This is a genomic window from Streptomyces sp. NPDC055400, assembly GCF_053644375.1.
In genome coordinates, this window is sequence record NZ_JBSHLM010000011.1 from 15,186 (window position 1) to 35,099 (window position 19,914).

General features: G+C 69.3%; 25 protein-coding genes and 3 pseudogenes. 20 read left to right on the forward strand and 8 right to left on the reverse strand.

What is annotated here, in order from left to right; translation table 11 throughout:
• Positions 1–147 precede the first annotated feature (147 nt).
• Complete coding sequence (locus ACWIGU_RS27380) at positions 148–1,401, reverse strand: RNA-guided endonuclease InsQ/TnpB family protein (protein ID WP_454404353.1); 1,254 nt, start codon at positions 1,399–1,401, stop codon at positions 148–150.
• Positions 1,402–1,638: 237 nt separating this feature from the next.
• Between ACWIGU_RS27380 and ACWIGU_RS27385 the strand changes: the two are divergent.
• Together ACWIGU_RS27385 and ACWIGU_RS27390 are read left to right on the forward strand one after the other, a co-directional pair.
• Positions 1,639–1,728: pseudogene (locus tag ACWIGU_RS27385) on the forward strand (XdhC family protein); the annotation flags it as partial.
• 48 nt (positions 1,729–1,776) lie between these two features.
• A pseudogene (locus ACWIGU_RS27390) lies at positions 1,777–2,582 on the forward strand (XdhC family protein).
• Positions 2,583–2,804: 222 nt separating this feature from the next.
• Here the strand turns inward: ACWIGU_RS27390 and ACWIGU_RS27395 are convergent.
• Complete coding sequence (locus ACWIGU_RS27395; RefSeq protein ID WP_454404354.1) at positions 2,805–3,674, reverse strand: helix-turn-helix transcriptional regulator; 870 nt, start codon at positions 3,672–3,674, stop codon at positions 2,805–2,807.
• Between the two features lie 148 nt (positions 3,675–3,822).
• Here ACWIGU_RS27395 and ACWIGU_RS27400 point away from each other — a divergent pair, with 148 nt between their 5' ends.
• From ACWIGU_RS27400 to ACWIGU_RS27430, 7 genes and pseudogenes are all read left to right on the forward strand, one after another.
• Complete coding sequence (locus ACWIGU_RS27400; protein ID WP_454404355.1) at positions 3,823–4,737, forward strand: SDR family NAD(P)-dependent oxidoreductase; 915 nt, start codon at positions 3,823–3,825, stop codon at positions 4,735–4,737.
• Between the two features lie 237 nt (positions 4,738–4,974).
• Positions 4,975–5,220: pseudogene (locus tag ACWIGU_RS27405) on the forward strand (transposase family protein); the annotation flags it as partial.
• A gap of 259 nt (positions 5,221–5,479) precedes the next feature.
• Complete coding sequence (locus ACWIGU_RS27410) at positions 5,480–5,773, forward strand: hypothetical protein (protein ID WP_454404356.1); 294 nt, start codon at positions 5,480–5,482, stop codon at positions 5,771–5,773.
• Positions 5,770–6,051, forward strand: coding sequence for a hypothetical protein (locus tag ACWIGU_RS27415; RefSeq protein ID WP_454404357.1), 282 nt, complete (start codon positions 5,770–5,772; stop codon positions 6,049–6,051). Before ACWIGU_RS27410 ends, ACWIGU_RS27415 begins: the two co-directional genes overlap by 4 nt.
• A gap of 287 nt (positions 6,052–6,338) precedes the next feature.
• Positions 6,339–7,136, forward strand: coding sequence for a maleylpyruvate isomerase family mycothiol-dependent enzyme (locus ACWIGU_RS27420; RefSeq protein WP_454404358.1), 798 nt, complete (start codon positions 6,339–6,341; stop codon positions 7,134–7,136).
• A gap of 75 nt (positions 7,137–7,211) precedes the next feature.
• Complete coding sequence (locus tag ACWIGU_RS27425; protein WP_454404359.1) at positions 7,212–7,403, forward strand: hypothetical protein; 192 nt, start codon at positions 7,212–7,214, stop codon at positions 7,401–7,403.
• Between the two features lie 105 nt (positions 7,404–7,508).
• Positions 7,509–7,859, forward strand: a complete 351-nt coding sequence (locus ACWIGU_RS27430; RefSeq protein ID WP_454404360.1) for a hypothetical protein — start codon at positions 7,509–7,511, stop codon at positions 7,857–7,859.
• Between the two features lie 276 nt (positions 7,860–8,135).
• Here ACWIGU_RS27430 and ACWIGU_RS27435 read toward each other — a convergent pair whose 3' ends face one another.
• Together ACWIGU_RS27435 and ACWIGU_RS27440 are read right to left on the reverse strand one after the other, a co-directional pair.
• Positions 8,136–8,513: a fic family toxin-antitoxin system, toxin component gene (locus ACWIGU_RS27435; protein WP_454404361.1), complete on the reverse strand. Its 378-nt coding sequence runs from the start codon at positions 8,511–8,513 to the stop codon at positions 8,136–8,138.
• Positions 8,513–8,752 (reverse strand): hypothetical protein, encoded by a 240-nt coding sequence (locus tag ACWIGU_RS27440; RefSeq protein WP_454404362.1) that lies wholly within the window; start codon positions 8,750–8,752, stop codon positions 8,513–8,515. Before ACWIGU_RS27440 ends, ACWIGU_RS27435 begins: the two co-directional genes overlap by 1 nt.
• A gap of 86 nt (positions 8,753–8,838) precedes the next feature.
• Here ACWIGU_RS27440 and ACWIGU_RS27445 point away from each other — a divergent pair, with 86 nt between their 5' ends.
• Positions 8,839–9,177, forward strand: coding sequence for a hypothetical protein (locus ACWIGU_RS27445; RefSeq protein WP_454404363.1), 339 nt, complete (start codon positions 8,839–8,841; stop codon positions 9,175–9,177).
• Between the two features lie 110 nt (positions 9,178–9,287).
• On the forward strand, positions 9,288–9,575 hold the full coding sequence (locus ACWIGU_RS27450; RefSeq protein WP_454404364.1) for a hypothetical protein: 288 nt from the start codon (positions 9,288–9,290) through the stop codon (positions 9,573–9,575).
• Here ACWIGU_RS27450 and ACWIGU_RS27455 read toward each other — a convergent pair.
• Positions 9,565–10,704: a winged helix DNA-binding domain-containing protein gene (locus tag ACWIGU_RS27455; protein ID WP_454404365.1), complete on the reverse strand. Its 1,140-nt coding sequence runs from the start codon at positions 10,702–10,704 to the stop codon at positions 9,565–9,567. The genes ACWIGU_RS27450 and ACWIGU_RS27455 overlap by 11 nt on opposite strands.
• Before the next feature lie 564 nt (positions 10,705–11,268).
• On the opposite strand from ACWIGU_RS27455, the gene ACWIGU_RS27460 reads away from it, so the two are divergent.
• The 5 genes from ACWIGU_RS27460 to ACWIGU_RS27480 all read left to right on the forward strand — a co-directional run bounded on the left by ACWIGU_RS27460 (position 11,269) and on the right by ACWIGU_RS27480 (position 13,823).
• Entirely contained in the window at positions 11,269–11,571 is a 303-nt protein-coding gene (locus ACWIGU_RS27460) for a hypothetical protein (RefSeq protein ID WP_454404366.1), read from the forward strand.
• A 5-nt stretch (positions 11,572–11,576) separates the two neighbouring features.
• The gene (locus ACWIGU_RS27465; RefSeq protein ID WP_454404367.1) at positions 11,577–11,870 is read left to right on the forward strand and encodes a hypothetical protein; all 294 of its coding nucleotides are present in this window, start codon (positions 11,577–11,579) and stop codon (positions 11,868–11,870) included.
• Positions 11,871–12,478: 608 nt separating this feature from the next.
• Positions 12,479–12,682, forward strand: coding sequence for a cold-shock protein (locus ACWIGU_RS27470; protein ID WP_399982301.1), 204 nt, complete (start codon positions 12,479–12,481; stop codon positions 12,680–12,682).
• Positions 12,683–13,060: 378 nt separating this feature from the next.
• On the forward strand, positions 13,061–13,432 hold the full coding sequence (locus ACWIGU_RS27475) for a hypothetical protein (RefSeq protein WP_454404368.1): 372 nt from the start codon (positions 13,061–13,063) through the stop codon (positions 13,430–13,432).
• Positions 13,433–13,616: 184 nt separating this feature from the next.
• A complete protein-coding gene (locus ACWIGU_RS27480) occupies positions 13,617–13,823 on the forward strand; it encodes an Imm32 family immunity protein (protein WP_454404369.1) in 207 nt (68 codons plus the stop codon).
• A gap of 179 nt (positions 13,824–14,002) precedes the next feature.
• Here ACWIGU_RS27480 and ACWIGU_RS27485 read toward each other — a convergent pair whose 3' ends face one another.
• The 3 genes from ACWIGU_RS27485 to ACWIGU_RS27495 form a co-directional block, all read right to left on the reverse strand.
• Entirely contained in the window at positions 14,003–14,200 is a 198-nt protein-coding gene (locus ACWIGU_RS27485) for a hypothetical protein (RefSeq protein WP_454404370.1), read from the reverse strand.
• Between the two features lie 201 nt (positions 14,201–14,401).
• A complete protein-coding gene (locus tag ACWIGU_RS27490; RefSeq protein ID WP_454404371.1) occupies positions 14,402–14,725 on the reverse strand; it encodes a hypothetical protein in 324 nt (107 codons plus the stop codon).
• A gap of 237 nt (positions 14,726–14,962) precedes the next feature.
• Complete coding sequence (locus ACWIGU_RS27495; RefSeq protein WP_454404372.1) at positions 14,963–15,094, reverse strand: hypothetical protein; 132 nt, start codon at positions 15,092–15,094, stop codon at positions 14,963–14,965.
• 189 nt (positions 15,095–15,283) lie between these two features.
• On the opposite strand from ACWIGU_RS27495, the gene ACWIGU_RS27500 reads away from it, so the two are divergent.
• From ACWIGU_RS27500 to aspA, 4 genes are read left to right on the forward strand one after another with little or no spacing between them, the layout of a single operon-like run.
• Positions 15,284–15,961 carry a FadR/GntR family transcriptional regulator gene (locus tag ACWIGU_RS27500; RefSeq protein ID WP_454404579.1) on the forward strand — a complete coding sequence of 226 codons (678 nt, stop codon included), beginning with the start codon at positions 15,284–15,286 and terminating at the stop codon, positions 15,959–15,961.
• Positions 15,958–17,409, forward strand: coding sequence for an amino acid permease (locus ACWIGU_RS27505; RefSeq protein WP_454404373.1), 1,452 nt, complete (start codon positions 15,958–15,960; stop codon positions 17,407–17,409). Before ACWIGU_RS27500 ends, ACWIGU_RS27505 begins: the two co-directional genes overlap by 4 nt.
• 11 nt (positions 17,410–17,420) lie before the next feature.
• Entirely contained in the window at positions 17,421–18,437 is a 1,017-nt protein-coding gene (locus ACWIGU_RS27510; RefSeq protein ID WP_454404580.1) for an asparaginase, read from the forward strand.
• Positions 18,438–18,469: 32 nt separating this feature from the next.
• Complete coding sequence (aspA, locus tag ACWIGU_RS27515; RefSeq protein ID WP_454404374.1) at positions 18,470–19,882, forward strand: aspartate ammonia-lyase; 1,413 nt, start codon at positions 18,470–18,472, stop codon at positions 19,880–19,882.
• The last annotated feature ends 32 nt before the right edge of the window (positions 19,883–19,914 follow it).

Below are 19,914 nucleotides of genomic sequence, written 5' to 3' on the forward strand. Positions count from 1 at the left end.
GCGGCCCAGCGGTCCGGGCACTCCACCCATGCCCGGCAGACGGTCCCCGTCCGACTGCCGGACCTCCCAGAGCCGCCGCGCAGAGACACGCACCACGGCGGCGCGGCGGCGGCCCGCCCACACCCCTCCACCAAGGAACGTCCATGGTCAACGACCCGGGACTGAAAGTCCCGGGCTTGCACAACGGGCACCACTGGTTGTGGTGCTGGGTTTGCGTCCTGTCCCACGCCCGGTGTTCGGGTGTGGGTCTGGGGCGGTTGACTGCGCCCCGCATCTCCACAACTCTTCCGCACGGTGCCGGATGTTGCGGGAGCCGTTGCGGTCTGCGTGATCAACGAATCCGCAGGACCGGCATGCGAAGCGGGCCTGACTGGCCCGGTTCGCTTTGTCGATGTGCCCGCATTCGGCGCATGTGCGGGAGGTGTACGCCGGATTGACGTGCACCACCGGTACTCCTGCCTTGCGGGCCTTGTACGCGATGAACTGCCCGAGCTGGGCGAAGCTCCAGCTGGAGTGGGTGGCCCGTTGGGGCTTGCGAAGCCGTACCCGTGCGCGGATGCCGGTGAGGTCTTCCAGGGCGATTCCGCGTCCGGTGCGTTCTGCCTCGGCCACCACATGTTTCGCGATCTTGTGGTTGATGTCCTTCACCCGCCGCGCCTCCTTGCGGCGCCGCTTCTTCAGGCGCCGTTTGGCGGACGGGGTGTTCTTACGCTGGAGTTTCGTACGCAGTGTGCGCTCGCGCAGGCGCCCACGGTTGAGCTGGCGTCCGGCCATGATCTGACCGTCTGAGGTGGTGGCGATGTTCACGATTCCGAGATCGATCCCGAGGAACTGGGTGACGCTGGTGTTGAGTTCGGCTTCGGGGACCTCGCAGGTGGCGGTCAGGAACCACATGCCGTCGCGGTACAGCAGGTCGGACTCGCCCTTGCGATACAGGGTCAGGCGGGCCAAATGTTCGGGCGAGGCGGTGAACGCCACCTCTTTCATCCGGCCCGACAGGGTCCAGATCGACACCGTGCGCTGCGTGTACTGCCAGGACAGCATCCGGTCGTCGTACGGCTGCGCGCCCTTCGGCCGGAAGGCGATCGGTTTCTCGACCGCCCGCCGGTAGCGCCCGGAGGAGGGCTTGCCGAGGTTTCCTGCCGTCAGGTTCGACTTGAGCGTGCGGTAGGCGTCGCAGGTCTTCTTGATGACGTGCTGGGCGGCCTGCGCTCCGAGCCCCCACCGGTCCTTGACCGCCGTGTAGGTGTGCTCACGCAGCGCGAAGTTGCGTTTGATTGCCTTCTCGAACGCCACGGACGACACCCAGGTCGCGGCATCGTTGCAGGCATGCAGGGTCTCCTCAAGTGCCGCCGCCTGCACGGGCGTCGGCAGGAGTTTCACCTGCACGGTCAACTTCACGACCGTGACGTTACCTGCCGCCCGACGTACCGGCATTCGAACAGCGCACATTCCTCACCGGGCACTTCGGCCCGGTTTTCTTGCGGACGCTCCGCGGCCGTTGTCGCGGCGATGCTCCGCATCGCCGTCACCGGATGCGATTCCTCCCGGGGGTGAACCCCCGGGGTTCCTCGCAAGAGCCCGCTGAACATCGCGGAGACACTCGATCGTTGGTGCCGTGACGCCCGCTCCTTCGCCCTGGCCACCGTCGTTGACGTCACCGGCAGCGCCCCCCTGCCCACCGGCACGTCGGTCGCGGTCGACGAGGACGGCAACGCGGTCGGCAGCATCTCCGGCGGTTGCGTCGAGGGCGCGGTCTACGACCTGTGCCAACGGGTGCTGCAAGAATGGAGCGCCCCGCAGCGCGCCTGGTTCGGCTACTCGGACGACGACGCCTTCGCCGTCGGACTGACCTGCGGCGGCGAACTCGACGTCCTCGTCCAGTGGATCGATCCCTCGGCCCAGCCCCACCTCGCAGCTGCGCTTTCCGACACCGTCCAGGGGCGGCCCACCGCCGTGGCACAGGTTGTGGACGGCCCGAGCGATTTCCTCGGCCCGATCCTGAGCATCCTTGGCGACGGCAGCGTCACCCACGGGGCCTCGCGGGGCAGCCCGCCCGGCCCACTGATCGCGGAAGAAGCGAGGGCCCTGTTGCACGCCGGGCGCACCGCCCGCGTCACGGTCGGCGAAAACGGCACCGACTGCCCCGAACCGCTGACCCTTCTCATCCACGTCCACGCGTCCCGCCCCCGCATGCTGATCTTCGGCGCCGTCGACTGCGCCGCCGCCCTCAGCGAGGTCGGACACTTTCTCGGCTACCAGGTCACCGTCTGCGACGCCCGACCCGTCTTCGCCACTGCCGCCCGCTTCCCGCACGCGGACGAGATCGTCGTCGACTGGCCTCACCGCTACCTGGAGAACAGCTCGCCCGGCTGCGCTCACCGATCGGCCTCGACCTCGGCGCCCGCACACCCGAGGAGACAGCCGTCTCCATCACCGCGGAGATCATCTCCCACGCCAACCACGCCACCGGCCTGCCCCTGTCCGACGGCACGGGGCCGATTCATCGACCGCTCGTCCGACGACAGGCCGACGGCCGGAGCACCCCCTACCTTGCCGCACGCGTCGGCGTGGACCGCTGAGGCCAACCGGCCGGCCTGCGCACGGCGGGGCCGAATGCCTTCTCGGGGAGGGGCCCACGTCCCGCTATGGCATGCCTGAAGTCTTCCGCCCCCAGGGCTGATGCGTTCTCAGGGTGCGAGATGAAGCAGGTCGAGCGCGTGCTCGGTCCGTGACCGATAGTGGCCGGCGGCAGCGGTGAAGTTCGCCCAGTCGGTTTGGCGAAACCGCCCAGCAGCCGCCGGTCAGGGGAGCGCGGTGGCGGTACGGCGGCCACCTGTGGCGCGAAGAAGGTCCAGTTTCCCCGCGTCGCTGCTTCCGGCCGCTGCCGTGTAGGTGACCATGCGCAGGTCCGCGCCGGGGACGATGAGGACGTCACAGTCGAGCAGGATGTCGCCGATCTCCGGATGCCGGATCGTCTTGCGGTCAGTCGTGTGTGGGGCGGCGGTCGTCTGCGTGGCCCAGTGATGAGCGAAGGCGTCGGATATTTCTCGCAGTTCCTGCACGAGACGATCGAGCTGGACGTCCGCGGGATAGCGGGACACGGCGTCCTTGAGGTCGGCGACGACCGACGCCTGGAAGGCGTCTGGTCCGCGCTCGGACCGGACGGGAAGCATCGAGGCGTGTGCGGCGCCGTTGCCGAAGAGTGCGCGGGCAAGGTTCCGTTCAGCGGTCGGGATGACGGCGGGGTCGCCGTGCAGGGCGCTCCACGTGGTGTTCCACCACACCAGGGTCCAGTCGGCGGTGAACACTCCGATCGGGACGTCGTTCAGGCGCGCGGCGAGCCGTTGGATCCCCGCGGGGACGTGGGTGCTGACCGTCCCATCCTGGGGCGGCAGGAGCCTGGCGTTTCGGTACAGCTGGTCGCGCTCGGTGCGGGAGAGCTGAAGGGCCCGGGCGAGGGCGCCGACGACCTGGGCCGAGGGGCTGGTCGCGCGTCCCTGTTCCAGGCGCAGGACGTAGTCGACGGAAAGCCCGGCCAGCTGCGCCAGCTCCTCGCGGCGCAGTCCCGGGGCACGCCGGCCGTCGGTCACGGTGAAGCCGGCGTCGGCCGGGGAGAGGCGGTCGCGCCAGGCGCGCAGGAGGGCGGCGAAATCGGAGCGGGAGGCAGCCATGGGTTCATTCTCGCCGTGCGGCGCCGTATCAGCCTGGGTACTGCCGGTCCTAGTGACAGGGACGGCACTGGTTGGCGCTGGCGCAAACAGCGAACGTGGGGCTGCGCCCAAGCCGGGCTACATCGGCTGACCAGTGAAGGAGCCTTCCATGAAGCACACCATCGTGATGACGGGCGCGAGCCGCGGGATCGGCCGCGTCGCCGCGGAGCAGATCCTGCGCCGGTCACCGAACGCACACCTCCTCGTCGTCGCCCGCGAATCCTCCGGCGCACGGCTCGCTGCGGAACTCGCTACGGGCGGGCACACGGTCTCGCACGTCCCGGCGGACCTCGGCTCGCTGGACAGCGTCCGCCAGGCCGCCACCGAGATCCGCGACCGGCTAGACCGCGCTGACCTGCCGCCACTGCGCGGCTTCGTGGGCAACGCGGGTATCCAGTACACGAACGCGCTCACCGAGGGACCCGACGGACTGGAAGCCACGTTCACGGTCAACGTGCTCGCCAACCACCTGTTCGTACGCCTGCTCCAGGACCGCTTCGCCGCCCCCGCCCGGATTGTGATCACTGTCAGCGACACCCACTTCGGCGACTTCAAGCACAACATGGGCATGGTGCCGGGCCCGGCCTGGAAGTCCCCGGACGCCCTCGCCCGCACGGGCGCCTTCCCCAAGCCGAGCACCACGGTCGCCGGGCGCACCGCGTACTCGACGAGCAAGCTGGCAGCCATCTACCTGGTCCACGAGTACGCGCGCCGCCTGCCGAGCGGGATCGACGCGGTCGCCTACAACCCGGGATTCGTCCCCGGCACCGGCCTCGCCCGCAACGCCGACGCCGTCTCCCGGTTCGCGATGCGCCGCATCCTGCCAGCGATGACCCTCACCCCGTTCGCCACCAGCCGCAAGGCGGCGGGCCGCTACCTCGCCGACGTCGTCTCCGGCACGACCCAGGCGCCGACCGGCTCCTACGTCGACCGCAGCCGTGCGGACCGCTCGTCGGAGGAGTCCTACGACCCGCGGCGTGAAGGCGAACTCTGGGATGCCGCTGAACGGTTCACCGCGGCGTGAGCAGCCAGGGCGGATGCGATGAGCGGTTCACCCCGATAGATCGAGCAGTGACCGAATGGCCCGGCTGGCAGCAGTGAACGCGACTCCTGATGATCAAGGTTGTCGAAGCCTTTGATCACGAACAGGGGTCGCGTTCCCGTGTCATCCTCCCTGATCGGTGTCCTGCGGCGCCACTGCGCAGACATCGACTCCACCTGCCCGGATCCGGACCCGCCGCAGCTCACCTGCCTGACGGACGTGCTGGGCCGGATACCCGATCCCCGACGGGTCCGGGGCCGCCGCTACCGCCTGGGCTCCCTGTTCACGCTGTGCCTGGTCGCCGTCCTCGGCGGAGCCACCTCCCTGGCCGCCATCGCCCGCTTCGCCGCCAATACCGACTGCGACCTGCGTGAACGGCTCGGGCTGACTGCCGGCACACCGAACGCCTCCACGCTGGGACGGCTCCTGGCCCGCCTGGACGGCGACGCCCTGGACGACGCGGTGGGCGCCTGGCTCGCCCGGCACACCGCCGACCCGGTCGACGAACCGGGCGACCGGCTGATCGGCCTGGCCGTCGACGGCAAGACCGTGCGGGGGTCTCGCACCGACATCGGCGCCGTGCACCTGCTCGCTGCCGCGCTCCACGCCTGCCAGACCGTGATCACCCAGCGCCAAATAGCCGCGAAGAGCAACGAAATACCTGCCTTCGCCCCCCCTGCTGGACCGGATCGACCTGCGCGGCGTGGTCGTCACCGCCGATGCGATGCACACCCAGCGCGCCCACGCCGAGCATGTCGTCACCGCCGGCGGCCCCTACCTCCTGGTGGTCAAGGGGAACCAGAAGCAGCTGCGCAAGCAGGTGCGGCGCCTGCCCTGGCAGCAGATCCCGCTGCAGCACCGCACCATCAAGGCCGGGCACGGCCGCCGTGAGATCCGCCGAAGGTCTGCACCGTCCGTCCCGGGCTACTCTTCCCGCATGCCGTCCAGGCCCTGGAGATCAAGCGCCGCCACATCCACCGCAAGACTGGCAAGGCCGAGACGAAGACCGTCTACGTGATCACCAGCCTGCCGCCCGAACAGGCCGACCCGGCACAACTCGCCGAACCCATCCGGAATCACTGGTCAGTTGAGGCCCTGCACCACATCCGAGACGTCACCTATGGCGAGGACGCCTCACGCATACGCACCGGCACCGCACCCCGCGCCATGGCCACCCTGCGCAACCTCGCCATCGGACTCATGCGCCAAGCAGGCTGGACCAACATTGCTGCCGCAGCCGATCACTACCGGTCACGCCCTCAGCACGCGACGGCCATGCTCCGTATCAAAGCTTGAGAACGCATCACCCCTGCCCCCCCCCGCAACCGACTCACGCAGCGCTCGACTTGCGTCTGACGCCACAGTCAGGGTGGACGTCACGTCGCCGAGGTGCCCGGCCGCGCGGCGAGGCCAAAGCAGCCACAGGCACGATGTCGGGCGTACCGCCACCACCAGCGTCCTCGCAGCAGTGCGCAGCTTGTCACCCGAGCGGTGGGGGGCGAGGACGACGTCCGCAATGGCCAACCGGCGGCGACTGTGAAAAACGCTGTCCGATCACCCGAGCACGGTGATAGACATCCGGCGTGGAAAAGAATCTTGAGTTTCCTGACTTGCTGCGACTGATCGATGAACGGTCGACCGCCTTCCGCGCCGCGGTCGCCGCCGCGCCCAGTCTCGACGCACAGGTGCCGACCTGCCCCGAGTGGAGGCTGTTCGATCTGGTGAAGCACCTGGGTGGGGGAGACCGTTTCTGGGCCGCCATCGTCGGTGCGGGGCCTGCCGACGCTCCCCCGGCCGAGGCCACCGCTGCGCGCGCCGCTGTGGAAGTGCCGCGGGAACGTGAGGCCCTGCTGGCCTGGCTGGCCGCGTCGACGCAGCTTCTGCTGAGCGCCCTGCGCGAGGCAGGACCGGACGCCGGCTGCTGGGCGTGGTGGAGTGCCCTGCAGACGCCGCGGACCTCTGGCGGAGTCGCCCGGCACCGGGTCCAGGAGAGCGCGGTGCACACCTACGACGTCCAGCTCGCCGCGGGCGCCCCGCAGCCGCTGCCGGCCGAGGTCGCCCTCGACGGTGTCGAGGAGTTCCTGTTCACCTGCGTCGCGACGCCCAGCGCCTGGCCGCACAAGCCCACGGCCTTCGACTTCCACACCGCCGAGGGCCGCTCCTGGCGCCTCACGGTCGACGGCGACGGCGCACGCTCCACCCGCATCCCCGCACCCACTACGGCGACCGGCGAGGACTCGGACGCAGCCGGCGCCTCCATCCATGGCACGGCCAGTGAGTTGGTCCTGTACTTGTACGACCGTATCCCGGCCGAATCCTTGCACGTTGACGGAGACGCAGGGCTGCTCGACCTGCTCCGCGCCTGGGAGCCGGAGGAGTAGGACGTAGCGGGGCGGTTGGCCGCGCCTCAGCCGGGAGGCTCTGTCTACTCGCTGAGGTGCTACGACCTGAGGACGATGAAGCTGATCCGGAAGGAGACCTTCACCCTCAAGACCGCCCTGGTCAGCTTCAACACAACGGTGACGTTCCAACCGGACGGGAGAGCCGTGACCGTCAGCCCGCTCCTGGGCACGGTGGCGGTCCCCTCCGGCAAGGTCCTCGTGCCCAGCTCTGCGGGCTTTCATATCGACGGCTTCAGCCCGGACTGAGCGACGGCCTACAGCGACCCGGACAGCGAACAGAGCAACCTGACCTTCCTCGACCCGCGGACCCTCGGCCCCACGGGCGAGGCGCTGGACGTCGGCCGGCTCACCTTGGACGACGTCTCTACGTCCCACTCCCCCAACGGCCGCCTGATCGCCGCCGTCTACGACGCCCCGGCGACCACGAACCAGGGTGCAGAGCACAACGAGGTCAAGATCTGGGACCTGCGAACACGCAGGCAACTCGGCCCTGCGCTCACTTTCCCCGTCGATGACATCGCGCTGACGACCTTCACCCGCGACGACTCCACCCTCGTCACCCTGGACAGGGGTGGATCGTTCCGTACCTACACGGTCTCGCCCACCCGGCTCGTCCATGAGCTGTGCGCCACGTCGGGCGGCCTGACCGCGAAGGAGTGGAAGACCCACATCCCCGACGTCCCCTACCGCAAGACCTGCTGATGACGGCGACCTGGAACGGAAGGTGCGGCAGGACGTACTTCTCGCGGACTCCGTAGTCCCGGGCGACTGCCGCTGCGGCGGCAGCTGCGGCTTCGCCTCAGCCGGCACTAGTGCCAGGTCCTCGAGGTCGCCCGGAAGGGTCAGCTTCAGCACGTCCTCACCCACAGCCGGACCGCTGATCTCCCGTCATGGCGTGAAGCGGCGGCAGAGATCAGCACGGGAATGCGACAGGTGAAGCACTAGGTCACACCTCTAACGCGTGTCGCTGTGCGGGCGTCAGGTGGCGGTGGGCCAGGTCCGCAGCAGCGCGGCGATCTTTCCGGCGGTGCAGGCGGGGTCGAGGAGCAGGTCTTTGAGGGCGATGGCGTCCTCGCGGGCGGGCTTGACGGGAATTCCGGCGGCGTCGAGGTACATGACGCCGGTGGCGGCGGCGACGGCCAGGTTGGAGCGCTCCAGCCAGCGGCACCGGCCCAGGCTGTGCACCAGGGCGGCGGCTTTGGCGTAGGGGCCGTCGTAGACGGGCTGCTCGAACAGCTCGGCCCGGTGACGGGCCACCGCCGAAACCGGAACGCCGTAATCGTCGGGGGCTGGATCGTCTGCTCCGGCGGCCTCGGTGACCTGCAGGATCCAGGGAACGTCGATATGCAGATCCATCAGGCCGCGCGCGCTCCCCGGGCTGTCTGCTGGGCTTGTTCGGCCTCGTCGAAGACGCCTTGGTGGTCGGCCAGGAAGCGGGCGGCCGCGTCCACCGCGCGGGCGCGCAGGCCGCTGGCATCGTCCTGCACCAGCCTGGCGAGGTAGTCGCCGACACTCAGTCCCAGGTCGGCGGCACGCTTCCTCGCGAGTTCCGCGACGTCCCCATCCACTCGCGCGCCCAGCTGCTTCTTAGCCATAGGAAGATGGTAACAGCTGTTACCGCACGGCGCGGGCACAGTCGCGGCTGTGCCCCGGCGGCGGGGTGTCGGGGTACTACTCATGTATGCCGACAACGCGTGAGGCTCTGCTCGACCTGATGCGCCCGGTCGACGAGGCCGTACGGGAATGGCCCCGCAAAACGGGCCGCGCCGCACGCAATCGGATACTCCACGCAATGCGCGCCCGCGGTCTTTCCTACCAGTCATGGGACGAAGCCACCTGGGCGAAGGTATCCCGCACGGCCGGCCCGGTCCGGCTGCACATCGCGGCCCTTGGGCACCTCCTCGGCGGGCATCACCGCCTGCGCCACACCGCTGGGATCAACCAGTTGCACAGGCTCGCGGACCTGGTGTTCGCCCCGGAGCCACCGAACCCGCGCTGCGTGAAGTCGAACAGACGCTGAGTTCCTGGCAGACCTCCCCGCACCTGCTGGAGTGGCAGGTCGGCAACGCGGTCCTCGACGCCCTCCCCAGCACAGGAAGCCCTCGCCTGGAAGACCTCACCGACACCCTGGTGCGCCAGCTGGTGGCCGAGTACGACAAAGCGGACGGCCTGCACAGCCGACGCCGCGGTCTGATCAAGCTCTCCCGGGTACTCGCGGACAAGGGCATCATCCCCGCACCACTGCACAACAACGAGAGCAAAGCCGAGCCCCGTTCCGACATGCTCTCCACCGTCCCGCCAGAATGGGCCGAGTGGGCCCTACGCTGGCGGAAGTTCTCCACCCATGAGCCCGGCACCATCCGTTCGATGTTCTCCGTCATCCTCATCGCCGGACCTGACGGCGCGGTCAGCCCTTGACGATCGTGCTCTCGACACCGGGAAACCCCTTATCCCACCAGTGTCCGTAGCGGCGGTAAACGGCCGGATCACGGTCGGCGAGCAGAGCCGACAGTTGCTCCGCCTCCTCAGTCAGCCCCTGCCACACAGCCTTGCCGAGCTTGTGGAACGCGGTCAGTTCCAGTCCACCGTCGACCGCGCGCCACACTCCAGCGACCTGCCCGTCGACGAGCAGACAGGGCAGCATGTCCCCGTTGCGCCGGACGACCAGCGGCCGGTACTCCTGGGGCAGAACCCGCCCGGGGACGGCATGGGCCAGCAGAGTGCTGTCCCACATCGGCAGCAGCCTCGGCGGTGCCGGGGTGTCCTCGGCAGGCACGGCAGCGCCTGCCAGGTCGAACAGGGCAGCGCGCCCCGGACCTGCCACCCGCACCACCTGGTCTCCGAGCGCCTGCAGCGCCTGGGTGATCACTGGGCGCCCCAGCAAGGTGAACCGGGCGAAGTCCTGGGCCGACGCGGGCCCGAACGCCCGCAGGTAGGCGAGCAACAGCCGCTGCACCCCGGCTGCCGCTTCCCCCGGCGCGGATCTAAAGGCTGTCGGGGATGCGAGGTAGGCGTGCGGCTGGGTGAACGACCACGGGCCGCTGGTCGGCACATGATGTATCGGCGCGTACGTCCGCAGCGCCCACCACACGCGGTGCGCGTACTCGCCGAACCGCCCCGTAACCTCCTCCTCCACCTCGGCGCCGGTGCGGGGCTGCGCCAGGAACTCCTCAAGCTTCGGGAGCAGTGCGTCCGCGTCGGCGTGGGTCAGTTCTGTCGAGGTGAAGCGGCGGTCGTACAACCGCGACGCCCGCAAGGTGCCCAGCATGGCGGCGTGGTACGGCGCGTAGTCATCGGCGTGGACGGCGTGCAGCGCGATCCGCATGAGGGTCGCCTTCACGATCCGGCGGTCCGCGAATGCGGCGTCGAGATCCTCGGGCGCGAAATCCCGCAAGCGGTTCCACAGCGCCAGGTACGGCGACGCTGGTGTCTGCGCCTGCAGGGCGCAGACACGGCGGACCGCCTCCGCCACATCGAGGCGCCGGCGTTCGAGCAGGAGCTGACGGTCCAAGGTGGCCAGGGCAAGCCGTCGCGCAGTAAGGATCACGCCCGGATTATGTCGCCCCTGGTCGCCCCGGGCGCCGACCATCCATCCACCCGCCCCAGCACACAAGCAGCTCAGAGTCCGCGGTCCATACGCCCTCGGGGTGCGGCAAAGCCCCAGCTCTCGGGGCTTTCGTAACACGCTCAGGGGTGGGTTATGGGCAGACAGGACCGGGCGGATGCGGTGGACCGGGAGATGGCCGCGCGTCTTCTGCCTGATGCGGCCCTGCAGGTGTTGGGGCGCTGGTGGAGCGCGAACAGGGCAGAGTTCGCGGACAGGACGCCGGGCGCGCACACGGTCCGCTACACGCCCAGCCGGTGGGCACAGATCACCCCCTGGCCCTCGGCAATGGCTTCGACATCACACGTCGGCGATGCCCACGCTCGGAGCATCCCCGCGGGCACGGGCAACATCTGGCGCCTGGTGGCGCCCTCGTGTCGTCGGGCTCTCGCGGCCGCGGAAAGGGTGATCGCGCAACTTCACGATGTGGCCGCGATCAAGGGCCGTCGGGGCAGGGAATGTCCTGTTCTGCCTCAACTCGCTGTCGCCGTGCGGCAGACTGCCGCCATGAACGAGCACGAAGCCCGCGCGGAACTGGCCGAGGCGATCGACGACATCAAGCAGACGGCCCCGGGCGTCGAGATCTGGCCGGACATCGGCACACCGGATCTGCCGGCGGCTGTGCAGGACCTGGTGCTCTCGGCCACGCCGGGCGACCAGGAGGCCAACGCGCGGCGGGCGTCGCAAGCCTTCACCGTGCACCCGGGCCAGTTGTACGGGGTGGACATCGACCACCTGGCCTTCGGTACCGCGCTCCTGTCGCTGCGGCTGGCACTGGCTCACCTGGACGCCGCGCAGGGCCGGGGGTAGGGGCCGTGTCTCCACGCCGACCGCCCCGAAAGCCCGTGGGCTGGGACCTGTTCGGCGATCCGGTGTACCGCGAGAGGCAGGCCGGGCCGGTGCCCCTGCCGGCCTTCACGGGCGACACGCTGCCCTGGTACTTGCGGACACCGAAGCAGATCCGCGCCGAGGGCCTGGAGCCGGTAGGTCGTCCCGCGGGACTTCTGTCGTGGACGCCGCAGAGCGCTTACACGCCGGTCGAGTGCCCGGTGTGGGACATCCGTCAGGCGAAACGGCCACTGGATCCGGGGCCCGGCCTGGAGCTGTGAGCGCTGCCGCGGTGCTCACCGGGCTTGGGAGAGTTCGCACAAGTCGGCGAGCCGGCTGCCCTGGCCCATCAGCCGGGAGTACGCATGCTCCCTCTTGACGGACTTGATGCGGAGCGCCACGGTGCCGTTGGACCCTGACGTGCTCCTCCACATGCCGGGTCTGGCGCAGCATTTTCTTCGGCGGCATAGCGGTGCGCTGCTGCAAGCACAAGGCGTGCTGGATGTATGACGAGGGGGACATTCGGCGGGATGGGCAGGCGTTTGCGGAGTTGTGTCTGGACCTGGACGACGTCGTCGTGGTCCGCCTGCCCGCGCGCCGCACGTCCAGGAGCGCCGGACCTTCGCCGCGGAGGCGGGGGCGACGTGCCGATCGCGGTCGTGCGTGCCGAGACGTGCGGACCGTCCCCGCGGGCGTGGGGCTGACCCCGGCCTCCCGAGCTGACCCCGGCCTCCCGATCGGCACGACCGGCAACTTCCACCCATCCCCGCAGGCGCGGGCGCGACAATGTGGGGCAGGATTAGCCACGTTGTAGCGCTCCTTCCTCGGAGCGCATAGAGGCCGAGCTCTTCCAGGGTGGACGAGCTCGGGTGATGTGAAGGACAGACGTATGGCCAGCGGCACCGTGAAGTGGTTCAACAGCGAAAAGGGCTTCGGCTTCATCGAGCAGGACGGCGGAGGCCCCGATGTCTTCGCCCACTACTCCAACATCAGCGGCAACGGGTACCGCGAACTCGTCGAAGGCGAGAAGGTCACCTTCGACATCACCCAGGGCCAGAAGGGCCCCCAGGCGGAGAACATCGTCCGCAGCTGACCACGCGCCCGGTCAGGAAGGTATGGGGGTGCTCGCCAGCAACGACGGACACCCCCACACACACGTTGCACGAATCACGAGCAGCACGCGTGCACGGACACCACCCCGCAGGCACGAGGGCGACCCTGCCAGCCACACGGCGGTCCTCATGGGGCCGGACCATCCCCGCGGGCGCGGGAAGCACCGGCACTGACGCGACCTGGCCGGCCGACCACTGCGGGGCCATCCCCCCCGCAGGCGCGGAGGTTGGCGTTCGCGGTGGCACGCTCCTGGGCGAACCGACCGACGTGCGAGTCTGGGGCCGATACAGCCTCAGCGAAGGCCCGTTCCGCAGCCGGTTGCGGCCGGCGAACAGTTCGCAGGAGAGATAGGAAGTCGATGGCTCTGAAGGAAGGCCAGCGGGTGAAGCTGGCAGCCGACACCAGGCTGACCGATTCGGTTGAGGTGTCAGGGGTCGTCGTCGGGTTCCTGTCTTTGGCGGCGGGCACCGCCGGGACCATCGAGCGGGTGACCGACCACGAGGACGAAAGCGAAGACGTGCGCGAGTACGAGCGGCTCACATCACTGCTCGACGCTTTCGGACCCGATATGCCCCCGCAGAGCAGGAGACAACTCGAGGAAAAGGTGGCCTCTCTGGAACCCGCATGGACCGCCTACCAGGAACGGGCACCTCACGTGAGCGTACGGGTGCGCTTCGACAACGGATTCATCCTCGACGGAGCCGACCAGAGCGCCTTCATCCCCGCTTGACCTGCGCCAGGACGCAGTCATCGTGATCCGGTCCGTGGCCGTCACCGGTGCGCTTGCGCCGATCAGTGGTCCAGACGAGTGAACGGGTGGGCATCGGCCGATCCCTGACCCGGCGGGGTTCGGACTGACAGTGAGGAACGAGCAGCCCCCCGGAGAGTGCGAAGCCCGGCTGTAGCGTGACCGCATGCATGAACCCCGGATCACGGTGTACGGCTCAGCCACCGAAGTCACTGTGGCGGCCAACGCTGCCGGGCTGCGGGACTTGGCCGAACGACTCGTCAATCTCGCTGATCCCGAACTCCGGGACGGCTATCACGAGCATCTTGAGGGCGGCATCAACCTCGAAGTCGGCTCCATCAGCCTGATCCTTGAACGCGACGACAAGCTGTAGGCCTCGCTCCGCCTCGACGCCATGTCGCGTGCCGGAAAGCGTCCGTGCTTCTTCCGTGCCCGGGCTGGGCCGAGCTCACGATCATCGCGACGGTCGGCCAGATCGCGGCGGCGGCCGGTACGGCCAGGCGGCCTGACCACCCATGCCATGTCGCTACAGGCGCAAGCCGACAGCGCTCGTCAAGTCCTCGCCGGCGCTTGCAGGATGTCCTGCAGCGCTGTCATGCACTCCAGGCAGTGCCGGTCGGTCGAGTCATGTCCGGCGACAGCCTCACGCTGCCTGCTCTGTCCGCACAAGGTGGTGGCCGTGTCGGCCGCCACCACGTGCCACACCAGCCCATCGCCCGCGGCGTCCACTCCGACCCACATCTCGTGCATGACCAGCTCCCTGGTAGACGGCACCCCCGTCTTCCATCGCACCACCTGTCCGTCCATAAGGCCTCTCGCGGTGGTGCGGACGGGTGAGACGTCCACCCAGCCGTTTGAGCCTCCCCCCGCGGCGGGAAGGTCGGGTCGAATGGACGGCTGTCACGATGCCTCGCCATGTCGCGAACGGCCCAAGCGGTGCACGGCCCGCCATCAGGAGCATGCTGGCCGCCGTCTTGGCGGGCGTACGTACGCCCATTCCGAGTCGGGCCAGCTGAGCGGCACGTCCACGACGCTCTTGATGTGGCTGAGCGCCTCGAGGGAACACAGACCGTGGTAGTGGCCCATGCCGCTTTCGCCGACGCCGCCGAAAGGCAGGCCAGGCACGAGCACCTGCATCGCCGGCTGCCCCCAGGCGACGCCGCGGGAGGAAGTCTCGTTCACGAGGCGCGACTTGGTGGCCTCGGAGGTGGTGAGGGCGTAGAGCCCGAGCGGCTTGTCGCGTTCTCGGACCGCTGCGGCGTGGGGCCGGATCACATTCCGCTGCGGTGAGGATCTCCCTCGTCGTCGAGCCGACCGGATGCCCGAGCCGGACGAGTTCCCCCTGGATCCGTCGGCAGCCCCAGCGCGAATTCTCCTGGGCCCGCCTCAGGGCAATCAGCCTGCGCCACGCCCGCATCGTCGCGGGCGCCCCCGGGGAACACCTGCGCCCAGCGAGGCCAGCCCTGCGAACCACAGCCGATCCGCCGGCTTGTAGCGCACCGGCTTCGTGAGCTACCTGCGCAGCACTGCGTTCTCGTGCCGCAGCACCAGCAATTCCGCGTCCTTGGCCACGTCCCCGCGTGGCAGCACTGCCGGAACCGCGAGCCGTTTCCGGGCCGCCCGGTACGCCAGTGAAACGATCACCCGGACAGGGTTCCAGCAGACAGTGATAGCGCGCCAGACCGCCTCCAAGCAGTAGCGATAAGTTTCCGAACGGCACAGGATGGGGGCCTCGGTACCCCTTGACAGCCCCGTCCCGTTGCACGCAGGATCACCCACGTGAACCTGTCAGACAGCCAGACAGCTGGGTCGATGCCGCGGCGCGTCAGCGCGATGGAAGCGGTACTCACCCACCTCCGCGGCGCCATCGAGCGCGGCGAGTATGCCATCGGCGACAAGCTCCCCTCCGAGGCGGAGCTCTGCCGCCGCCTCGAAGTCAGCCGACCGGTACTCCGCGAGGCACTGCGGGCCCTGCAGGTGATGGGGCTGACCGTGTCCCGCACCGGCAAGGGCACCTTCGTGGTCGCCAACACGGTCGAGGACCCCACCTTCGGGGACTACGCGGCGAGCGACCTCCTCGAAGTGCGCCGCCACGTCGAGATCCCGGTCGCCGGGTACGCGGCGGTGCGGCGCACCTCGGAGAACCTCGACCACCTCACCCACCTCCTGGAGCGGATGGAGCGGGAGACCGACACCACCGCCTGGGTCGCCATGGACACTCTGTTCCACATCTCCGTCGCCGAGGCCTCGCAGAATCCGGTGTTCCGCCGGGTCATCGAGGAGATCCGCGATGCGCTGGGCCGCCAGTCCGCCTTCCTCAACGAACTCGGCGGGCGCCGCGAGCAGTCCAACCGCGAGCACCGCGCGATCGTCGAGGCCCTCCTGGACGGCAGCGAACACGACGCGGTGGAGGCCATGGCCCACCATCTCGACCGCGTCCAGACCACCCTCACCTCCATCGTGCGCCCCGAGCGCGCGGCCCCACCCGCGGAAGGCGGACCCCAGGCGTGAGCGAGCGATCCCTTCAGCAAGACGCCCTGCGTAGCGAGAAACCGACCTCCGGACACGTCGACGCCGGAGACGCGGGCTACAGCAAGTCCCTGAAGTCCCGGCACGTCAACATGATCGCCATCGGCGGTGCCATCGGCACCGGCCTCTTCCTCGGCGCCGGCGGCCGCCTCGCCGACGCCGGACCCTCCCTCTTCGTCGCCTACGCGGTCTGCGGCCTCTTCGCCTTCCTCGTCGTCCGCGCGCTCGGCGAACTCGTCCTGTACCGCCCGTCGTCGGGCGCCTTCGTCTCGTACGCCCGCGAGTTCCTCGGCGAGAAGGGCGCGTACATCGCGGGGTGGATGTACTTCCTGAACTGGGCCACCACCGGCATCGCCGACATCACCGCCGTGGCCGTCTACACCCACTACTGGGGCATGTTCTCCGACATCCCGCAGTGGGTGATCGCGCTCATCGCGCTCGCCGTCGTCCTCACCGTGAACCTCATATCAGTGAAGATGTTCGGTGAACTGGAGTTCTGGTTCGCCATCATCAAGGTGAGCGCGCTCGTCGTCTTCATGCTCATCGGCATCTTCCTGCTGGTCACCCAGCACCCTGTCGACGGCCACAACCCCGGCCCGTCCCTGATCACCGACAACGGCGGCATCTTCCCCAACGGCCTGCTGCCGATGCTGCTGATCGTCCAGGGCGTCGTCTTCGCCTACGCCTCCGTCGAGCTGGTGGGCGTCGCGGCGGGCGAGACCGAGAACCCCGAGAAGGTCATGCCCAAGGCGATCAACTCGATCATGTGGCGCGTCGGCCTCTTCTATGTCGGTTCCGTGGTCCTCCTGTCGATGCTGCTGCCCTGGAGCTCGTACAGCGCCGCCCAGAGCCCCTTCGTCACCGTGCTGTCGAACATCGGCATCCCCGCCGCGGGCGGCGTCATGAACCTGGTCGTGCTCACCGCGGCCATGTCGTCCCTCAATTCCGGCCTGTACTCCACCGGCCGCATCCTGCGCTCCATGGCGATGTCCGGCTCGGCACCCAGGTTCACCGGCGTGATGAGCCGCAGCCAGGTCCCCTACGGCGGCATCCTGCTCACCAGCGGCATCTGCGTCATCGGCGTCGGCCTCAACTTCGTCGTCCCCGCCGACGCCTTCGAGATCGTGCTGAACTTCGCGGCGATCGGCATCCTCTCCACCTGGGGCATGATCATGCTCTGTCACCTGATGTTCTGGCAGAAGACCCAGAACGGCGAGCTGACCAGGCCCAGTTATCGCCTGCCCGGCTCGCCGTGGACCGAGGTCGTGACGATCGTCTTCCTGGTCTCCGTGCTGGTGCTGATGTACGCCGACGGAGGCGCGGGGCGTACGACCGTGCTGTGTCTGCCGCTGATCGCGGCGGCGCTCGTCGCGGGTTGGTACGGGGTGCGCCGCCGGGTGGCGGGGATACGCGACGGAGCGGACGCGTGAACCAGGCAGTGATGTACGGAAGTTCGGTGGCCGAGGCCCCGGTGATCCGGGAACCGCTCCACGCGCCGGTCGCCCACCTCGTCCGCGGCGGTGTCATCGAGGGCATCCACTACGGCTCGGTGGTCGTGCTGGGCGCCGACGGCAGCGTGGACCTGCAGATCGGCGACATCGAGGCCGCCTTCTACCCGCGCTCGGCCCTCAAGCCCGTCCAGGCCGTGGCGATGCTGCGGGCCGGGCTGCCGCTGGACGGCGAGCTGCTCGCGCTGACCGCGGCCAGCCACTCCGGCGAGGAGCGGCACCTGGCCGGGACCCGCCGGATCCTGGAGCTGGCCGGTCTGTCGGAGGACCGGCTGCGCAATGTCACGGACCTGCCCTTCGACCCGGTCGTCCGGGAGGACTGGGTGCGCGGGGGGCGGCTGCCCTCCCGCCTCGCACAGAACTGCTCGGGCAAGCACGCGGCCATGCTCTACACGGCGCGGCTCAACGACTGGTCCCTCGACGACTACCTCGACCCGGCCCACTTGCTCCAGCAGACCATCGCGGAGATCGTCGAGGGCCTCACCGGACAGCGGATCGCCCAGGTGACCGTCGACGGCTGCGGCGCGCCCCTGTTCTCTGTCTCGCTGCACGGCCTCGCCCGCGCCGCCGCCCGCATAGTCACCGCCGCGCCCGGCACCCCCGAGGCCATGGTGGCCGACGCGATGCGCGAGCACCCCGAGATGGCCTCCGGATCGGGGCGGGACGTCTCCGCGCTGATGCGGGCCGTGCCGGGGCTGCTCACCAAGGACGGCTTCGAAGGCGTGCAGGTCGCCGCGCTCCCGGACGGCCGGGCCGTCGCCGTGAAGATCGCCGACGGCGCGGACCGGGCACGCGTCCCGGTGGCCGCGGCCGCCCTCGCGCGCTGCGGAGTCGACCCGGCCGCGCTCGCCGAGTTCGCGGCCGCCCCGCTCCTCGGCGGCGGCGAGGTGGTCGGCAGCATCCGGCCCGCCCGTGCGCTCGCCCCGCTCACCCACCCCGCGTACACCTGATCCACACACCTCCGAAAGAGGCCCGCACAGCCATGACCGCCGCATCCCACCGCAGCGAGCACGACCTGCTCGGCGACCGCGACGTCCCCGACGAGGCGTACTGGGGCATTCACTCCCTGCGCGCCAAGGAGAACTTCCCCATCACGGGAACGCCGATCTCCGCCTACCCGCACCTGATCGACGCCCTCGCCGCCGTCAAGGAGGCCGCAGCCCGCGCCAACGAGGAACTCGGCCTGCTCGCCCCGGACAAGGCGGCCGCCATCGTCGAGGCCTGCCGCGAGATCCGCGACGGCAAGCTGCACGACCAGTTCGTCGTCGATGTCATCCAGGGCGGCGCCGGCACCTCGACGAACATGAACGCCAACGAGGTCGTCGCCAACCGGGCACTGGAGCTGCTGGGCCACGAGAAGGGCCAGTACGAGTTCCTGCACCCCAATGAAGACGTCAACCTGAGCCAGTCGACCAACGACGTCTACCCGACCGCAGTCAAGATAGCGACCGTCTTCGCGGTGCGCGGGTTGCTCAAGGCGATGGCTGTACTGCAGGACGCCTTCACCGGCAAGGCCGTCGAGTTCCGCCACGTGCTCAAGATGGGCCGTACACAGTTGCAGGACGCGGTACCCATGACGCTCGGTCAAGAGTTCTCTGCGTTTGCCGTCATGATTGACGAGGATCGCAGCCGTCTGGACGAGGCCGTCGAGTTGATCCATGAAATCAACCTGGGCGCCACTGCCATCGGCACCGGCCTCAACGCCCCCGCCGGATACGCCGAGGCGGCGCGCCGCCACCTCGCCGACATCACCGGGCTGCCCTTGGTGACCGCCGCGAACCTCGTCGAGGCGACCCAGGACTGCGGCGCCTTCGTCCAGATGTCGGGTGTGCTCAAGCGGATCGCCGTCAAGCTCTCCAAGAGCTGCAACGACCTGCGCCTGCTCTCCTCCGGGCCGCGCGCGGGCCTCAACGAGATCAACCTGCCGCCGGTGCAGGCCGGTTCGAGCATCATGCCCGGTAAGGTCAACCCGGTGATTCCCGAGGTCGTCAACCAGGTCGCCTTCGAAGTGATCGGCAACGACGTCACCATCACCATGGCGGCCGAGGCGGGACAGCTCCAGCTCAACGCCTTCGAGCCGATCATCCTGCACTCCCTGTCCGAGAGCATCACGCATCTGCGCACCGCCTGCCTGACCCTGGCCGAGCGCTGCGTCGTAGGGATCACCGCCAACACCGAGGGGCTGCGCGCGGCCGTGGAGAACTCCATCGGCCTGGTGACCGCCCTCAATCCGCACATCGGGTACACGGCTGCCACCGACATCGCCAAGGAGGCCCTCGCCACCGGACGCGGCGTCGCCGAACTCGTGCTGGAGAAGGGGCTGTTGCCGGCCGAGCGGCTCGCCGAGCTGCTGCGTCCGGAAGTCCTCGCGGGCAGCGGCTCCGCGCACGCCTGAACCACGAACGCGCACCAGGACCGGCCGGGAGG

Bases quoted from the DNA above. Each gene is read 5' to 3' on its own strand.
- ACWIGU_RS27395 (WP_454404354.1), bottom strand. From the start codon at position 3,674: ATGGCTGCCTCCCGCTCCGATTTCGCCGCCCTCCTGCGCGCCTGGCGC.
- ACWIGU_RS27400 (WP_454404355.1), top strand. From the start codon at position 3,823: ATGAAGCACACCATCGTGATGACGGGCGCGAGCCGCGGGATCGGCCGC.
- ACWIGU_RS27410 (WP_454404356.1), top strand. From the start codon at position 5,480: ATGCACACCCAGCGCGCCCACGCCGAGCATGTCGTCACCGCCGGCGGC.
- ACWIGU_RS27425 (WP_454404359.1), top strand. From the start codon at position 7,212: ATGAAGCTGATCCGGAAGGAGACCTTCACCCTCAAGACCGCCCTGGTC.
- ACWIGU_RS27435 (WP_454404361.1), bottom strand. From the start codon at position 8,513: ATGGATCTGCATATCGACGTTCCCTGGATCCTGCAGGTCACCGAGGCC.
- ACWIGU_RS27440 (WP_454404362.1), bottom strand. From the start codon at position 8,752: ATGGCTAAGAAGCAGCTGGGCGCGCGAGTGGATGGGGACGTCGCGGAA.
- ACWIGU_RS27445 (WP_454404363.1), top strand. From the start codon at position 8,839: ATGCCGACAACGCGTGAGGCTCTGCTCGACCTGATGCGCCCGGTCGAC.
- ACWIGU_RS27460 (WP_454404366.1), top strand. From the start codon at position 11,269: ATGAACGAGCACGAAGCCCGCGCGGAACTGGCCGAGGCGATCGACGAC.
- ACWIGU_RS27470 (WP_399982301.1), top strand. From the start codon at position 12,479: ATGGCCAGCGGCACCGTGAAGTGGTTCAACAGCGAAAAGGGCTTCGGC.
- ACWIGU_RS27475 (WP_454404368.1), top strand. From the start codon at position 13,061: ATGGCTCTGAAGGAAGGCCAGCGGGTGAAGCTGGCAGCCGACACCAGG.
- ACWIGU_RS27480 (WP_454404369.1), top strand. From the start codon at position 13,617: ATGCATGAACCCCGGATCACGGTGTACGGCTCAGCCACCGAAGTCACT.
- ACWIGU_RS27485 (WP_454404370.1), bottom strand. From the start codon at position 14,200: ATGCACGAGATGTGGGTCGGAGTGGACGCCGCGGGCGATGGGCTGGTG.
- ACWIGU_RS27500 (WP_454404579.1), top strand. From the start codon at position 15,284: ATGGAAGCGGTACTCACCCACCTCCGCGGCGCCATCGAGCGCGGCGAG.
- ACWIGU_RS27510 (WP_454404580.1), top strand. From the start codon at position 17,421: ATGTACGGAAGTTCGGTGGCCGAGGCCCCGGTGATCCGGGAACCGCTC.
- aspA (WP_454404374.1), top strand. From the start codon at position 18,470: ATGACCGCCGCATCCCACCGCAGCGAGCACGACCTGCTCGGCGACCGC.